Consider the following 15,173-nt stretch of genomic DNA (forward strand, 5'->3'; position numbering starts at 1 on the left):
GGAAGCGACGCGGAGCGTCGTTGACCGACGACAACGCCGGAGGCGGAGTCGCAGGGCGCCGGGAGCCCGCTCTCCATCGCGGGTGAGGTCGTAAGGTTCACGCGTGATCGAATTCGTACAGAGCCTGCGGCTGTGGTTCGCGCCGCAGCGAATCCGGGAAGAGGGCGACACCCCCGACTACCGGTTCTCGCTCGCCAATGAGCGCACCTTCCTCGCCTGGATCCGGACGGCTCTCGCGCTGATCGGCGGTGGTTTCGCGGTCGACCAGTTCCTCCCGGAGCTGTCGTGGGGCATACGGGCGGGGCTTGCGCTGGCATTGCTGGCGGCCGGTGTGCTGTGCGCGCTGCGGGCGATCAACCACTGGGTGCGGTGCGAGCGGGCGATGCGGCGCGGGGAGGATCTGCCGGTCTCCCGGTTCCCGACGCTGCTCGGTCTCGCCGTCGCGGTCGTCGCCGTGGCGATGGTGGTGGTGGTCCTCTTCGGCTGGGAGGGCCGGTGACGGCGGACGGGCGCGACCCCGGGCTGCAGCCCGAGCGGACCAGGCTGGCGTGGCGGCGTACGACGCTGTCCTGCACGGTGGTGGCGATCCTGGCGGTCAAGCAGGCGCTGCACGGCGGGGCGAGCCCGGCCGCGGTCGTCGCCGTGTCGCTGAGCGGGCTGGCCTGGCTGGGTTTCCTGCTCGTGGCGCACCGGCGGGTGCTCGGGATGGGGACCGCGCGTCCGGAGCCGCTCTCGGCGCGCGGCGCGCTGACGGCGGCGGCGTGCACGCTCGCACTCGCGGTGTTCGCCACGGCCATGCTGTTCTGAGGCCGGGCGCCGGGCCCCTCAGGCCTCCGGGGTGTCCCAGGGGACGGTGACGACGATCTTTCCGCGGGTCCGTCCCTGCTCGTTCAGCCGGTAGGCGTCCGCCGCCCGTTCCAGCGGGAAGACCTGGTCCACATGGACCGTGACGATGCCCTGTTCGGCCAGTTCCGCCAGGTGTGCGAGGTCCTTGGCGTCCGGGCGTACGTAGGCGTAGCGGCCGCCGTACGAGAAGACCTCGCCGTCCGCGATGGAGGCCAGCCGGCCCGCGGGCTTCAGCACGTCGGCGGAGACGCGGAGCGCTTCCCCGCCGACGGTGTCGAACGCGGCGTCGATGCCGTCCGGGGCCAGCGCCCGGAGCCGGTCGGCGAGGCCGTCGCCGTAGGCCACCGGTTGTGCGCCGAGCTCCCGGACGTGGTCGTGGTTGCGTTCGCTCGCGGTGCCGATGACGCTGGCGCCCGCGTGGCGGGCGAGCTGGACGGCGAGCGAGCCCACGCCGCCGGCCGCCGCGTGGACGAGGACCGTCTCACCGTCCTGGATCCGCAGGGTGCGGTGGAGCACCTGGTACGCGGTGAGGCCGGCCAGTGGCAGGCCGGCGGCCTCCTCGAAGCTCAGGCTCAGCGGCTTGCGGGCGAGGGTGCGCACGGGTGCGGCGACGTATTCGGCGAACGTGCCCCGGCAGAGGAAGTCCTCCCGCACATAGCCGATGACCTCGTCGCCGACCGCGAACTCGTCGACGGCGACACCGGGCTGCACGACGACTCCGGACACGTCCCAGCCGGGGATCACCGGGAACACCGCCTCCAGACCGGCGTCGAGGTAGCCCTCACGGGCCTTCCAGTCGACCGGGTTGACCGCCGCGGCCCGCACCTTCACCAGGACGGTGTCGGGGCCGACCTTGGGGTCGGGCCGTTCCCCGTACTCCAGGACGTCCGCCCCGCCGTACCTGCTGTAGCTGATCGCCTTCATGTACCGACCCTCGATGCGGGCCGGGGCGTGCGCAACTCAGGCCGTGGCCTCGGGTAAGGGGGGCCGTCACCAGTGCGGGATCGTGGGTGTCCGCCGGCCCGGCTCGTGCTTGCGCATCGCGACCGCGTCGTCGCGCTCGCCGACCGGGCGTCCGACGAGGGCAGTGTCGAGCGGCTGGGCGAGTTCGAGGTACTTGCCGTCCCCGTACGTCTCCCCGATACCGGTCGCACGGCCGCGTGTGACGACTTCCACATGAAGCGCGGGGTGTACGGCTGGTGGACGCCCTGGGTGTTGAGCAGGGGTGGGTCGGGGCTATCAGGACCGAGGTCGGCCGGACTTCCGCGCTCAGCGACCCTGGTTTCATATGTGAACCATATTCAGGAACGCGACTGAGCACCAGACTCCCGGACCAAGTCGGCGCCGAGCTCACACGGCGGATTCCGGGAGTCCACTGGACGACATACCGACTGGTCGGCATCATGAACACCGACCGTCTCTCACTCCGGAGGTGCGCACGATGAGCCCAGTCCACCCGCCAGGTCTCGACCTCGACCGGCTGCGCGGCCATCTCGACCGCGAGCGGCCGGATCTGGTGAACGGACCGCTCGAAGCCCGGCTCATCGAGGGCGGCCGGTCGAACCTGACGTACATCGTCACGGACGGCACGGGGCGCTGGGTCGTCCGCAGGCCCCCGCTGGGTCATGTACTGGCCACCGCGCACGACATGAGGCGCGAGCACCGGGTGATCAGCGCCCTGCACCCGACGGCCGTTCCGGTACCCGAACCCATGCTCCTCTGCGAGGACGACTCGGTGATCGGGTCGCCCTTCTACGTCATGGAGTACGTCGAGGGCACCCCGTACCGCACGGCCGAACAGCTCGCCCCGCTGGGCGCCGAGCGCACCCGGGCGGCCGTCCTCGGTCTCGTCGACACGCTCGTCGAACTGCACGCCGTGGACCCGGAGTCCGTCGGCCTGGGCGACTTCGGGCGCCCCGAGGGCTTCCTCGACCGGCAGCTGCGCCGCTGGGGCAAGCAGTTGGACGCCTCCCGCAACCGAGAGCTGCCGGGCATCGACGAACTGCACGCCGGGCTCGGCCGGGAGCTGCCCGCCTCCCCGGCGCCCACCGTCGTACACGGCGACTATCGCCTGGACAACGTCCTGATCGGCTCCGACGACCGGATCAGGGCCGTCCTCGACTGGGAGATGTCGACGCTCGGCGACCCGCTGACCGACCTCGGCCTGCTCGTGATGTACAGCTCGGACCTCGGCCTCGCGAACTCCCCGGTCTCCACCACCAGCGGCGCGGCCGGCCACCCCACTCCCGCCGAACTGATCGAGCGCTATGCCGCACGCTCCGGCCGCGACACCTCCGCCATCTCCTGGTACACGGCGTTCGCCTGGTTCAAGCTCGCCGTGATCCTGGAGGGCATCCACTACCGCTACACGCTGGGCCGGACCGTCGGCGCCGGCTTCGACCGCATCGGCGACCTCGTCCCCGTCTTCATCGAGCACGGCCTCACCACCCTCCAGGAAGGCTGATCACCCCCATGGACTTCGCATTCGACGCCCGTACCGAGGAGCTGCGCACCAAGCTGCTCACTTTCATGGACGAGCATGTCTACCCGGCCGAGAAGATCGCGGACGAACAGCGCGCGCTGCTCGCTTCCCCGTGGGACACGCCGCAGATCGTCGAGGACCTCAAGGCCGAGGCGCGACGGCAGGGGCTGTGGAACCTCTTCCTCCCCGACGCCGGGTACGGTGCCGGACTGACCAACCTCCAGTACGCTCCGCTCGCCGAAATCACGGGCCGTTCCCCGCAGTTGGCACCGACAGCACTCAACTGCGCGGCCCCGGACACCGGAAACATGGAGCTGCTCCTCCAGTTCGCCACGGACGAGCAGAAGAAGCAGTGGCTGGAGCCTCTGCTCGCCGGGGAAATCCGCTCGGCGTTCGCGATGACGGAGCCGGAAGTGGCCTCGTCGGACGCGACGAACATCGAGACCCGCATCGTGCGCGACGGTGACAACTACGTCATCAACGGCCGCAAGTGGTATATCTCCGGGGCGATGAACCCGGACTGCCGGATCTTCATCGTGATGGGCAGGACAGCCGATGGCCCTGACGGCGCCGACATCCGCCGCCGGCAGTCGATGATCCTGGTTCCGCGCGACACCCTCGGTCTCGAAGTGCGGCGCGCCATGCAGGTGTACGGCTACGAGGACCACTACCACGGCGGTCACGCCGAGGTCGTCTTCACGGATGTACGGGTGCCGGCCGCGAACCTGATCGGAGAGGAGGGCGGCGGCTTCGCGATCGCCCAGGCCCGTCTCGGACCCGGCCGGATCCACCACTGCATGCGGCTGATCGGCATGGCCGAGCGGGCGATCGAGCTGATGTGCAGGCGGGCGGTGTCCCGTACGGCCTTCGGCAAGCCGCTCGCCCAGCAGGGCGTCGTACAGAACTGGATCGCGGACGCGCGGGTCACGGTGGAGCAGCTGCGGCTGCTGGTGCTGAAGACGGCGTGGCTGATGGACACGGTGGGCAACCGGGGCGCGCACACGGAGATCCAGGCCATCAAGATCGCCACCCCGCGCGCCGTGGTCGACATCCTGGACCGGGCGGTGCAGTTGCACGGCGCGGGTGGCGTCAGCCAGGACTTCCCACTGGCCGAACTGTGGGCGGCGGCACGGACGTTGCGGCTGGCGGACGGGCCGGACGAAGTGCATCAGCGGTCGTTGGCACGGCGGGAGATCAAGCGGTACGTGTAGGCGGGGGTGGGTGCGGGGCCCGCCCGGCTGCCGCGTTGTCCTCAATCGCCGGACGGGCTCGGGGTGGTGCCGGGCGGGCTCGGCTTTCTGATTCGGTCGAGAACGTCCGTGTAGAGCGAGCGTCTGTCGGGGCGGGCATGGGCGGTGGCCTGCCGGAGGGCCGGGATCGCTGCCTCGCCCATCCCGACGAGCCCCTCGGCCGCCGTCCTGCGCACGACGGGGTTCGGGTGCGCGAGCAGTCCCGTCACGGCGGGGATCGCGGGCTCCCAGCCGGCGTGGCAGAGCGTGCGGATCGCCGTACGCGTCACGTCCGGCAAGGGATCGTCCAGCAGGATCATCGTGTGGCCCAGATAGGTGCGCCGGTCCAGCATCGTCCGTGAGGTCCGGTGGGCGCGCAGGCGGACCTTGGCCCGGGGATGGTGCAGCAACTCACCGATCAGGTCGGGGAGTCGGGAGTCCTTGTCCGGGTCCGGGCCGGAGTACGTCTCGGCCAGCTCCGCGAGGGCCCGGCTCAACTGTTCCGGGGTGCCGTTCCGGGCCAGGTCCAGCAGTTCCCGCCGGAACGGGCGTTGCGAGGGTCCGGCGGGCACGGCCGGGGCGCGGTCACGGAGCGCTGCCAGCGCTGCCGCGTCCTGCTGCAGGGCATCCGGGCCGCGCAGCGGACCTTCGACGAGAAGGAGCCGGTCCGCGAGGTCGTCGCGTCCTTCGGCGCGCAGTCGCCGACACGTACGCGTCAACGCGGGGGTGCGCAGCAGTCTGCGGTCGAGGAGCAGGTCGAGGAAACCCCAGGCCCCGGCTTCGAGGCGGTCGCCGAGGGTCCTGGCGAGCACGTCGGCGGGGTAGGTACGCAGGGCCTCGCCGACCGCCGGTCCAACGGCGGGCGGGGCGTGCTCCCACCACTCAAGTAGCAGCGGGACCAGTGGTTCCAGTGCCCACGGGTCGAGCTTCGAGGCCGCGCGGGCCACCCGGTCGTGCAGGATGTCGTCGCCCCGGAGTTCCGCCTCGCCGAGGGTACGCAGTGCACGGGCCAGGTCCCCGCCGATGGGTATGTCGATGTGCCCGCGGAGGTATGCGCGAAGCACCGGCAGCCGGGCCTCGTCCTCAGGCCACTTCGCCAGCGCCAGGGCGGCGGTCTCCTTGTGGTCCGCGGCGGTCGACCCCAGCATGTCCAGCAGGCGCTCCCGCAGGGCCGCCGAGCGAGGCTGGTCGAGGTCGTCGATGTGCACGCGTCGTGGCGACGGCGTCGGCGCCCGGACGGTCTCGGTGATGGTCCAGGGCGGTACGTCGAGGGGCTGAAGATCCGTCATCCAGTCGAGCAGGGCGGCCCGGACCTCGGGGTCCGCGCCTTGGTGGACCTCGATCAGTGCGGTCAGTCGGTCCCGTGAGCCGACCCTGCCGTCGTCCTGTCGGCGGAACTCCGCCAGAGTGCCCGGTACGCGCACCGCGTCGTCCAGCGCCGCCCGCCACGCCCGGGTCTCGGCGGGCAGGGGTGCCGCGGTGGGCTCAGGGACTGCGAACGCCTCCCTCAGCACGGCGGCCTGGGCCTGCCAGGGGTCGGAGCCGAACCGGGCGACCGCGAGTGCCTGATCGAGGTCGGCGCGGACCAGCACCGCGCCGAGACGGCGCAGCAGCGTCAGCGTGGACCTGCTCGGCGTCGTGGGTGCGGGACGCAGGGCCCGTACCGCAGCGACGGCGGCCGGCCTGTCGGCCGCCGTCAGTGTCGGCGCGACCGCTTCAAGTACCGCGACCAGGCCGTGCCGGTCCTCGTCCCGGGCGTCGACGAGCGCGTCGAGCAGGACCCGTACGGACCGGGCGAACACCGTCAGCTCCCCGGCCTCCCAGGGGCCGGGGCAGATACGCAGCGCGAAGCGCACCACCCCGTCCCGGACCGCGGGTCGGGAGCCGGCCAGCCGGAGCCAGTCGGCGAGCATCGGTCGCAGCTCGTTCAGCCGGTCGGGGTGGAGCGGCACGTCCCGCTCGGCGACGCGCAGCGCGACCGAGGGATCCCAGCCCCCGTCCACCAGCGACCTGATGTCGCGGTCCACCGCACCGTCCACCGTTGACCGCCGTGCGACGGCCGATGTGGTGATGCCGTACCTGGCCAGCGGTATCGCCAGATCCTTCACGTCCCCCGAGGCCAGTCCGAGCCGGCCGTCCGCCACCAGGGAGAGCAGGGTGGCCGCCACCGGTGACGCCTGGTTGTCCAGCGCGAGAACCGAGCGGGCGCCGAGGGCGCCGTCGAGGCCCTCCAGCAGCAGTTCGCGGGTACGGACTTCCCGGCTGTGCTCGGCGGCGGCGAGCAGTGTCGCCGCGTAGGCGTCGCCGAGGACGGCGCGCAGGGCCGCGACGAGCGTGCCGCGCAGCCCGGGATTGTCGTGGTGCCCGAGCCAGAAGAGCAGCTTGGGCAGCGCCGCGGGTGTGCCCGCGCGTACCAGTGCCTCGGCGGCGGTCTTCTTGATGTTCATGTTCGAACGGTCAAGACATGCGGCGATCGCGGCGCACGCCCAGTGGGCACGTGCGTGACCGAGGGCGAGCAGGGCCTGCCGGACGGTCTGGATGTCCTGAGCGGTGGTCAGCGCGATCAGGGTCGCCGACAGCGCCTGTGCGTCCTCGCCGGTGGCGTCGCGGGCGAGCAGGGCGATGACGTGTTTGCGTACGTGCCGGTCGCGGTGGCGCAGCAGCCGGTGCACCCGGGCGCGGGTGCCCGCCCAGGGGGCCCGGAGCAGCAGTTCGAGCAGAATCGCCTGCTCGCGGTCGGACAGCCCTGGCCGGTCCAGCAGATCCAGTGCCGTGGTCGCGACGAGTGCGTGGCCGGCCTCTCGCGCGTCTGCCGTCCCCAGCAGGCAGACGGGCCGGATCGCGCCTCGCTCGTGGAGCCGACGACCCAGGGCGTGCACGGCGTCCAGGACCTCCTGCGGCACCACGGGCTCACCGCCCGGCTGCCCGTGTTCCCGCTCCCGCACCGCCGCCTGCTCGGCCACGACACGCAGCAGCAGGTCGGAAATGACCGGCAGTGAGCCGGCGTTGCCGTGGGCCGCGATCCGGCACAGCGCCGCAGCCGGGTCGTCGGGGGCCGGATGGGAGCTCAGCAGGGCCAGTTCGCGTTCGTCCGGGCCACCGAGGTCGGCCGCGATGCGGGCCGGCAGATCGACGGGATCGAGGCGTACGAGGAGGTCACGCCTCTGCTCCGGATCGCGGGTCAGCTGCCACAGCAGTTCGAGGGCGCGGTCCCGTACGGCGTACAGATGAGGCGCGATCAAGTCCCCGGCCAGGCCCAGCCCTTCTCGCAGGGCCGCTACCGTCCGCTGCCCGCCGATGGCCTCCAGAGCGTCGAGGGCCGCGGCAGGCGCCGAGGGCAGCAGAGCGATCACGGCATCCTCGGCATCCGTGTGGCGCAGCTCGCGGATCGCGTCGAGGAACGGACCGGGGTCGGGAGCCGAGGGAAGTGCGCGCGTGATGGCGTCCCCGACGGGAAGCTCGGCGGCTCCCTGCTCGGCCAGGGCCACCAGCAGGGCGAGCCGTCGCGGCCGGCTCGGATCGTCGGCAGCCGCATCGGTCAGCAGCCCGAACACCTCCTTCCGGCAGGTGAACAGGATCGTCGCGACCTCGCGGGGCGGGATCGAGTGATCGGCCAGAACCAGGCCGATGACGGCCGGAACGTCCCGACCGTCCACGAAGTGCCCGCGCCGGTGGAGACCACGCAGGCAGGTCACCGTCGGCCCGCCGAACAACAGCGGATCGCGTGCGGCGACGGCCGTGAGCTCACCGATGTCGGCGCGGTCCGCCAGATCGCCGAGCAGTTCCATTCCCCGCCGGCGAAGGCCCGGCGGAAGATCCGGATCGTCGATGATCTCCCGCAGCAGGGCCTTGTGGCCGTGGCGGGCGGCGGCCGCAAGGGCGGCGTCGGCCACCGCAGGCCTCTCCCCCGCCGGACCGGCGGTGAGGAACGTCGAGATGCACCCCGGCCGCAGCGGCTCCATCGCCGCCCAGGGCTCGGCGAGTTCGCCCAGTGCGCCGACGACGACCCGGTCGTCGTCGGCGCCGAGCAGGCCGATCAGGATTTCGCGGACCAGCGCGGGAGCCAGCAGTCCGGCGTGCAGCCCCTGCCGGGCGAGCCGCAGCGCCTCGGCCTGCAGCACCGGGTCGCCGCTGTCCGCCAGCTCGCTCACGAGTCGCGACGGGCTGTGCGCGCCGGTGATGTCTGTCTGCCGTACGGCCTGGTAGAGGAGTTCACCCGGTGCTTCGTCACGGATCACTACGGGCTCGTCGAGGAGTTCGGCGCGCAGCCACGCGATCGCCACCCGTACGGGCGGCCCGGCCGTGCGCCATGGCGGGCGGGGGCGGCCCCGGAGATGGGGGGCGAGTCGCTCGTAGAGCCCCGCCAGGAGGAGATCCGCCTCCGGTGGTCCCGTCAGCGATACGGGCAGCAGCCCGGCGAGTTCGGCCCTCTCCCCGTTGTCGGACAGGCGGCCGGCTGTCACTCGCTCGGTGAGCAGGACCAGCCCGAGATGACGCAGGGTGGGGTCCTCGTGCCGGATCAGACGTCGGAGCACGGCCGGTGGACAGTCGCGCGCGTCCAGGAGCCGGGACAGCCGTCCTGCGTCGGCCCGGCGTACGGCGTCGTGGAACGGTTCGTCGGCCGGCGTCTTCACCGTCGGATGCTAACCGGGCGCTCCCGGCTCCACCAACGGGTTTCGACCCCGTCAGTAGCCGCCGAACGGCACATGGTCCGCCAGCGCCAGTTCGCGGGCGAAGGTCCTCACGCGCAGCAGGCACCGGGCGGCGAAGCGGACGGCCGCGGTGTGGCGCGGTCCGTAGGCCGCGGCCCAGAGTACGGGGACGCGCGCGGATGGCTGGATGTGAGTCATACATCCAGCTTCGCCCCGTACCGGCGGTCGGTCCAACAGATGGTTTTGCTGGCTGTGATCTATATCGTTGATGGATGGAGATACGCCAACTCCGCCACTTCATGGCGGTGGTCACGCACGGCACGTTCACCGCCGCCGCCCGTGCCGAGCTGATCGTGCAGTCCGCGCTGAGCACCTCCGTACGCAACCTCGAACGGGAGCTGGGGGCCGAGCTGTTCGACCGGACGGGCCGGCGGGTGATCCTCACCGAGGCGGGGCGGGCGCTGCTGCCGTCGGCCCGGTCGGTGCTCGCCGGGGCCGAGGCGGCGCGGGACGCGGTGGGCGCCGTGTCGGGGCTGGTGACCGGCCGGGTCCGTATCGGCACCATCCAGACGCTGACCTGCGTGGACCTGGCGGCCGAGCTGGCCTCGTACCATCGGCTGTGGCCGGGGGTGCAGATCTCGCTGCGCGAAGCGACGACGCCGGAACTGGTCGCGGGGGTACGGGCCGGTGAGCTGGATCTCGCCTTTCTCGCGCCGGACGCCGCCGAGCTCCCGGACGGCATCGTCGGGTTCGCGACCTGGCACGAGGACCTGGTGCTGATCACCGCGCCGGGCCATCGGCTGGCGACGGCCGGAAACACCCCGCTCAAGGATCTCGCCGACGAGCCGTTCGTGGACTTCCGCGCGGGCACCGGCCTGGAGACCGCGGTGCGGCGGCTGACCGCGCACTGTGGGCTGCAGCGCCGGATCACCTGTGACGTCACCCAGATCCGACTGCTCGTCGATCTCGTGCGGGCCGGGATCGGCGTGGCGATCGTGCCGCGGCGGATCGGTGCGGACGCGGGGCTGCCGTGTGTCGGCATCCGGCAGCCGGAGCCCGGCCGGACGGTGGTCCTCGCGGGGCGGGCGCCCCGCCCCCGCAACCCGGCGGCGGAGGCGCTCCTCGGCCGGCTGACCGGCGGCGCCGCCGGAGCGCTGGGCGCGGATTAGGGTCTTTCGTTCGGATCGGGCCGGATCAGGGAGCGCCCCGCCGCGGAGCGGCTGATGTCACCGTGGCGCCGTGCGTCGCAAGGCGGAGGAGGGATGCGGAGGGGGTCTCCCCTGCCCGCGCGGAGCCGAGCGCCTGGGGAAGGAGCCCTGGTGACCGACGACAACACGGCGAGGCGCGGTGCCGGGAGCACGCGAGCCCGGCGTGATCCGAACGAGAGGCCCTAGGGGCGCAGAGCGCGCAGCAGCAGGTCGGCGAGGTGGTCGGCGACCTCCTGCTGGCTGAGCGGGCCGTCCGGCCGGTACCAGGTGGAGAGGTGGTGGACGGAGCCGAAGTGGTAGTCGACGATCAGGTCCGCCGGCGTGGCCGTGGAGAACACCCCGCTCCGCTGGCCCTCCTCGACCAGGGCCCGGAAGCGCTCGTGGTAGCGGCGCCGCTCCACCCGCACCTGCTTGTTCTTCTCCGGGCTCAGGTGGTGCATGGACCGGAAGAAGATCGAGGCGTCGTCGAGGTTCTCGATGGTCGTGACGACCACGTCCGCGGCGGCGTCGCGCAGCCGCTGTTCGACCGGGGCGTCGGCGTCGGCGAAGGCGTCGAGCCGCTCCTGCTGGAGCCGGAGCACCCGGGCGTAGACCTCTTGGAGGAGGTCCTCCTTGGAGCCGAAGTAGTGGTAGAGGGCACCCTTGGTGACGCCCGCCGCCTCGACGATCTCCTGGACCGAGGTGCGGTCGTAGCCCTGCTCGGCGAAGAGCCGGGTGGCGGCGGCCAGCAGCCGCTGAGGGACGGGGGGCGTGTCCCCGTCCGTCGCCTTGGCCATTGCCGCCACCTTCCTTCCCTACCGTGCGTGAATCCGTGCCGTGCGTGAAACGCTCCGCTGTGCGTGAAGCGGTCTACCGGGGGGAACGCAGTTCCCGCCTGAGGATCTTCCCACTCGCCGTCTTCGGGAGCTCGGTCAGGATCTCGACCTCGCGCGGATACTTGTACGCGGCAAGCCGTTCCTTGCAGTACGCACCCAGTTCCCCGGGTTCGACGGTGGCGCCCGGCCGCAGGCTGACATAGGCACGTACGGTTTCGCCCCGGTAGGCGTCGGGGACACCGACGACGGCCGCCTCCCGGACCGCCGGGTGGGTGTAGAGGACGTCCTCCACCTCACGCGGCCAGACCTTGAAGCCGGAGGCGTTGATCATGTCCTTCTTGCGGTCGACGACGTACAGCCAGCCTTCGCGGTCCATGAACCCGATGTCGCCGGTGCGCAGCTCGCCGTCTGGGAAGGCGGTGGCGGTGGCCTCGGGCAGCCGCCAGTAGCCGGAGACGACCTGCGGTCCGCGGACCGCGATCTCGCCCTGTTCACCGAAGGGCACCTCGTCACCGTTCTCGTCCAGGATCCTGACCACCGTGTCGGGGCCGGGGACGCCGACGGAGAGGGTTCCGGAGACCGGGTCGACGGGGGCTTCGCGCTCCGGCGGCACGGAGGCGCAGGGGGCCGTGCACTCGGTGAGGCCGTAGCCGTTGCGGATGTACGGGCCGAAGGCCGCCCGGAACTTCTCGACGAGTGCGGGCGGCAGCGGTGCGCCGCCGGAGGAGATCACCTGGAAGGAGGAGAAGTGCTCGGGGGTGACGCCGGGGTGGGCGGCCAGGGCCATGAAGGCGGTGGACGGGCCGACGGTGTAGGCGGGGCGGTGTTCGGCGAAGGCTTCGAGGACGACGCCCGGGTGGAAGCGGTACGCGAGCACGAGGGTGCCCGCGTTGGTGAGGCAGGCGGCCAGCTGGCACACCATGCCCGTGATGTGGAAGAGCGGCGCGAGCGCGAAGTAGGAGGAGCCCTCGGCGATCGAGTGGCCGGCCCGCTGGCGCTCGGCGTTGACCATGATGTTGCCGTGGGAGTTCATGGCGCCCTTGGGGGTGCCGCTGGTCCCGGACGTGTAGCTGATCAAGGCCACGTCGGCGGAGGTGGGTTCGCGCTCCTCGGGAGCCTTCAGGCCCTGCCGGGCGACGGTGACCAGGTCGTCGGCGTCCGCGGGCACGGGCAGCCGCTCGAAGCCGAGTACGCGTGCGTCGTTCTGCGTCTGGAGGTCGAGTTCGCTGGTGGTGAGGGCGATCCGTACGGTCGGGGCGTCGGCGGCGGTGTCCCGCAGGTAGGCCTCCCAGGCCCGGTCCGCGCAGATCAGTGCGGTGACTTCGGCGTCCTTCAGTACGTGGCCGACCTCGCCGGACTTGTACATCGGGTTGAGCGGGACGACGGTGGCGCCGGCCTTCCACGCGCCGAGCAGGGCGAGCACGAACTGCGGGGTGTTCTGGAGCATGATCGCGACGCGGTCGCCGCGCTCCAGGCCCCGGGCGGCGAGGTGGCCGGCCACCGAGTCGGAGAGCGCGTCGGTCTCGCGGTAGCTCAGGCGGCCGTCGAAGTAGGCGAGCGCGGAGTGCCCGGGGCTGCGGGCGACGGAGTCGCGGAAGGCATGGACCAGGGTCTCGGCCGGGCTGACGGGGGCCCGCTGGGCCTCGCTGAGCAGGGAGACCCAGGGCTTGGCGGCGTAGATGGACCCGTTCATGCGCCGGTCTCCTCCCACTTCTGCTGGAGGTGGTTCATATTGCCGAGCCAGTGGTCGGTGTCCTTGGTGCGTGCCCGGTAGTAGCCGGCGACCTCGGGGTGCGGCAGGACGAGGAAGCGGTTCTCGGCCATGGCGTCGAAAAGCGCGTCGGCGACCGCCTCGGGCTCGATGGCGCTGGGGGCGAGGACGAGCTCACCGGCCGATCCGGCGGCCGTGAGCATGTCCGTACGCACGCCCTGCGGGCAGATCGCGTGGACCTTGACGCCGCGGTGGCGGTAGGTGAGGGAGAGCCATTCGGCGAAGGCGACGACACCGTGCTTGGTGACGCTGTACGGGGCGGCGCCGATCATCGTCAGCAGTCCGGCGGCCGAGGCGGTCGAGACGAACCGGCCACTGCCGCGCTCCAGCCAGTGGGGCAGCAGCGCCCTGGCCGCGCGGACGTGGGCCATCACATTGACGTCCCAGGCGGCGGCCCAGACCTCCTCGTCGGCGAAGACGTCGCCGGGCGAGGCGAGGCCCGCGTTGGCGCAGTAGATGTCGACGGTGCCCTCCAGCGCGTCGCGCGCGGCGTCCACGATCCGTGAGGCGTCACCGGCGACGGCGACGGCGCCGATCTCCTCGGCCAGCGGCCCGATCCTGGCCTCGTCGAGGTCATTGACCACGACCCGCGCGCCCTCCGCGGCGAATCGGCGGGCCAGAGCGGCTCCGATGCCGCCTCCGGCCCCTGTGACCACTACGCCCGCGCCCTGCACCGTACTCATCGGGTCCCGCCTCTCTGCCGACTGCCTCAGCAGACTAACCAGTCGGTATGTCGTAGCGGAAGAGGCCGAACCGGCTCGGGCGCCCCTCCTGTCACACCCGTCGCGTCCGGCGCATTCCGTACGGCCTGAACGCGCGCTAGCGTGCGTGACCATGACAGAGGTCGCGATCATGGAGGTAGCTGAATGAGCCTGTCCAGACGTGGTTTGCTGGCCGCCGGTGGTGCGGTGGGAGCCCTCGCGGCGACGGCCCGGTACCGGGGCGGCGACCGCCGCCCCCGGTACCGGCAACGGGCGGGGCAACGGGCACGGCCGGGTCCGTACCGGCTTCGACCTGCTGGCGGCGGACGGCTACGCGCTGCTGAAGGGCCAGAAGGTCGGGGTCGTCACCAACCCGACCGGTATCACGTCCGACGTGCGTCACATCGTCGATGTGATGCATCCGGACGAGCGGGTCGACCTGATCGCCGTCTTCGGGCCCGAGCACGGATTCCGCGGCACCGCGCAGGCGGGGGGTTCGGAGGGGCGGTACGACGATCCGGCGACCGGACTCCCCGTCTACGACACGTACTTGAAGAGCGGGCAGCCGCTCGCCGATGTCTTCACCGCGTCCGGTGTGGACACGGTCGTCTTCGACATCCAGGACGCGGGCGCCCGCTTCTACACGTACATCTGGACGCTGTACGACTGCATGGAGGCGGCGGCCCTCGCGGGCAAGCGGTTCGTGGTCCTGGACCGGCCGAACCCGGTGACCGGGCGGGCGGCGCTCGGGCCGGTGCTGGACCCGGCGTTCGCCACGTTCGTGGGCCGCCGGGAGATCGCCCAGGCGCACGGCATGACGGTCACCGAGCTGGCGCTGCTGTTCAACAAGGAGTACCTGGCCCGGCCGGTGGACCTGCGCATCGTGAAGATGTCGGGGTGGAAGCGCGCGGACTTCTTCGACACGACCGGGCTGCCGTGGGTGCCGCCGAGCCCCAACATGCCGACGCCGGACACGGCGCTGGTCTACTCGGGGACCTGCCTGTTCGAGGGCACGAACCTGTCCGAGGGACGCGGCACCACCCGGCCGTTCGAACTGCTCGGCGCCGAAGGCATCGACCACCGGTGGGCGGCGGCCGCGAACGCGCTCGATCTGCCGGGAGTCGCGTTCCGCGAGGCGTACTTCGCGCCGACGTTCTCCAAGTTCCAGGGGAAGACGGTCGGCGGGGTGCAGCTGCATGTGCACGACCGCGAGGCCTTTGATCCGGTGCGCACGGGGATCGCGCTGCTGGTCACGGCGAAGCGGACGTGGAGCGGGTTCGCCTGGCGCTCGGACAACTGGATCGACAAGCTCACCGGCAACACGCGGGTCCGCACGATGATCGACGCGGGGGCGGACACGGACGAGGTGGTGGGGGCGTGGGCGAACGACCTCGCCGCGTTCCGGTCCGTCCGGAAGAAGTACCTCCAGTACCGGTGAGGCAGGTCGGGCGGGCCCGGGGGTCCGGGCC

Annotated in this window: 11 protein-coding genes and 2 pseudogenes; 6 read left to right on the forward strand and 7 right to left on the reverse strand. The window is 71.9% G+C overall.

All coding sequences use genetic code 11. The features are described 5' to 3' along the window. Positions 1-103: 103 nt before the first annotated feature. Positions 104-499, forward strand: coding sequence for a YidH family protein (locus ACFU8Q_RS28660; protein ID WP_384458901.1), 396 nt, complete (start codon positions 104-106; stop codon positions 497-499). Next, positions 496-807 (forward strand): DUF202 domain-containing protein, encoded by a 312-nt coding sequence (locus tag ACFU8Q_RS28665; protein ID WP_384458904.1) that lies wholly within the window; start codon positions 496-498, stop codon positions 805-807. Before ACFU8Q_RS28660 ends, ACFU8Q_RS28665 begins: the two co-directional genes overlap by 4 nt. 18 nt (positions 808-825) lie before the next feature. Here the strand turns inward: ACFU8Q_RS28665 and ACFU8Q_RS28670 are convergent, their stop codons facing one another. Together ACFU8Q_RS28670 and ACFU8Q_RS28675 are read right to left on the reverse strand one after the other, a co-directional pair. Beyond that, the gene (locus ACFU8Q_RS28670; RefSeq protein WP_384458907.1) at positions 826-1,770 is read right to left on the reverse strand and encodes an NADP-dependent oxidoreductase; all 945 of its coding nucleotides are present in this window, start codon (positions 1,768-1,770) and stop codon (positions 826-828) included. 135 nt (positions 1,771-1,905) lie between these two features. Next, positions 1,906-2,134 (reverse strand): annotated as a pseudogene (locus ACFU8Q_RS28675) (glucarate dehydratase); the annotation flags it as partial. A 153-nt stretch (positions 2,135-2,287) separates the two neighbouring features. Here ACFU8Q_RS28675 and ACFU8Q_RS28680 point away from each other — a divergent pair. Together ACFU8Q_RS28680 and ACFU8Q_RS28685 are read left to right on the forward strand one after the other, a co-directional pair. Continuing rightward, positions 2,288-3,310, forward strand: a complete 1,023-nt coding sequence (locus ACFU8Q_RS28680) for a phosphotransferase family protein (RefSeq protein ID WP_384458910.1) — start codon at positions 2,288-2,290, stop codon at positions 3,308-3,310. An 8-nt stretch (positions 3,311-3,318) separates the two neighbouring features. Next, the gene (locus ACFU8Q_RS28685) at positions 3,319-4,539 is read left to right on the forward strand and encodes an acyl-CoA dehydrogenase family protein (RefSeq protein WP_384458913.1); all 1,221 of its coding nucleotides are present in this window, start codon (positions 3,319-3,321) and stop codon (positions 4,537-4,539) included. 41 nt (positions 4,540-4,580) lie between these two features. Here the strand turns inward: ACFU8Q_RS28685 and ACFU8Q_RS28690 are convergent, their stop codons facing one another. Together ACFU8Q_RS28690 and ACFU8Q_RS28695 are read right to left on the reverse strand one after the other, a co-directional pair. Further along, positions 4,581-9,191 (reverse strand): HEAT repeat domain-containing protein, encoded by a 4,611-nt coding sequence (locus ACFU8Q_RS28690; RefSeq protein WP_384458916.1) that lies wholly within the window; start codon positions 9,189-9,191, stop codon positions 4,581-4,583. A gap of 51 nt (positions 9,192-9,242) precedes the next feature. Further along, positions 9,243-9,407 (reverse strand): hypothetical protein, encoded by a 165-nt coding sequence (locus ACFU8Q_RS28695; RefSeq protein ID WP_384458919.1) that lies wholly within the window; start codon positions 9,405-9,407, stop codon positions 9,243-9,245. 74 nt (positions 9,408-9,481) lie between these two features. Here ACFU8Q_RS28695 and ACFU8Q_RS28700 point away from each other — a divergent pair, with 74 nt between their 5' ends. Next, positions 9,482-10,378 (forward strand): LysR family transcriptional regulator, encoded by an 897-nt coding sequence (locus ACFU8Q_RS28700; protein WP_384458922.1) that lies wholly within the window; start codon positions 9,482-9,484, stop codon positions 10,376-10,378. Between the two features lie 221 nt (positions 10,379-10,599). On the opposite strand, the gene ACFU8Q_RS28705 is transcribed toward ACFU8Q_RS28700, so the two are convergent. From ACFU8Q_RS28705 to ACFU8Q_RS28715, 3 genes are all read right to left on the reverse strand, one after another. After that, positions 10,600-11,193 carry a TetR/AcrR family transcriptional regulator gene (locus ACFU8Q_RS28705; protein ID WP_384458924.1) on the reverse strand — a complete coding sequence of 198 codons (594 nt, stop codon included), beginning with the start codon at positions 11,191-11,193 and terminating at the stop codon, positions 10,600-10,602. Positions 11,194-11,266: 73 nt separating this feature from the next. Beyond that, a complete protein-coding gene (locus tag ACFU8Q_RS28710) occupies positions 11,267-12,925 on the reverse strand; it encodes a class I adenylate-forming enzyme family protein (RefSeq protein ID WP_384458927.1) in 1,659 nt (552 codons plus the stop codon). Then, entirely contained in the window at positions 12,922-13,686 is a 765-nt protein-coding gene (locus ACFU8Q_RS28715) for an SDR family oxidoreductase (protein WP_384458930.1), read from the reverse strand. Before ACFU8Q_RS28715 ends, ACFU8Q_RS28710 begins: the two co-directional genes overlap by 4 nt. Positions 13,687-13,869: 183 nt before the next feature. Between ACFU8Q_RS28715 and ACFU8Q_RS28720 the strand changes: the two are divergent. Next, positions 13,870-15,142 (forward strand): annotated as a pseudogene (locus ACFU8Q_RS28720) (exo-beta-N-acetylmuramidase NamZ domain-containing protein). Positions 15,143-15,173 lie beyond the last annotated feature (31 nt).

Origin of the sequence: Streptomyces sp. NPDC057543, assembly GCF_042801895.1 — a bacterium.
Classification (GTDB): Bacteria; Actinomycetota; Actinomycetes; order Streptomycetales; family Streptomycetaceae; genus Streptomyces.

Coding starts and splice junctions, on each gene's coding strand:
- ACFU8Q_RS28700 (WP_384458922.1), top strand. CDS start 9,482: ATGGAGATACGCCAACTCCGCCACTTCATGGCGGTGGTCACGCACGGC.
- ACFU8Q_RS28680 (WP_384458910.1), top strand. CDS start 2,288: ATGAGCCCAGTCCACCCGCCAGGTCTCGACCTCGACCGGCTGCGCGGC.
- ACFU8Q_RS28715 (WP_384458930.1), bottom strand. CDS start 13,686: ATGAGTACGGTGCAGGGCGCGGGCGTAGTGGTCACAGGGGCCGGAGGC.
- ACFU8Q_RS28670 (WP_384458907.1), bottom strand. CDS start 1,770: ATGAAGGCGATCAGCTACAGCAGGTACGGCGGGGCGGACGTCCTGGAG.
- ACFU8Q_RS28705 (WP_384458924.1), bottom strand. CDS start 11,193: ATGGCCAAGGCGACGGACGGGGACACGCCCCCCGTCCCTCAGCGGCTG.
- ACFU8Q_RS28710 (WP_384458927.1), bottom strand. CDS start 12,925: ATGAACGGGTCCATCTACGCCGCCAAGCCCTGGGTCTCCCTGCTCAGC.
- ACFU8Q_RS28695 (WP_384458919.1), bottom strand. CDS start 9,407: ATGACTCACATCCAGCCATCCGCGCGCGTCCCCGTACTCTGGGCCGCG.
- ACFU8Q_RS28685 (WP_384458913.1), top strand. CDS start 3,319: ATGGACTTCGCATTCGACGCCCGTACCGAGGAGCTGCGCACCAAGCTG.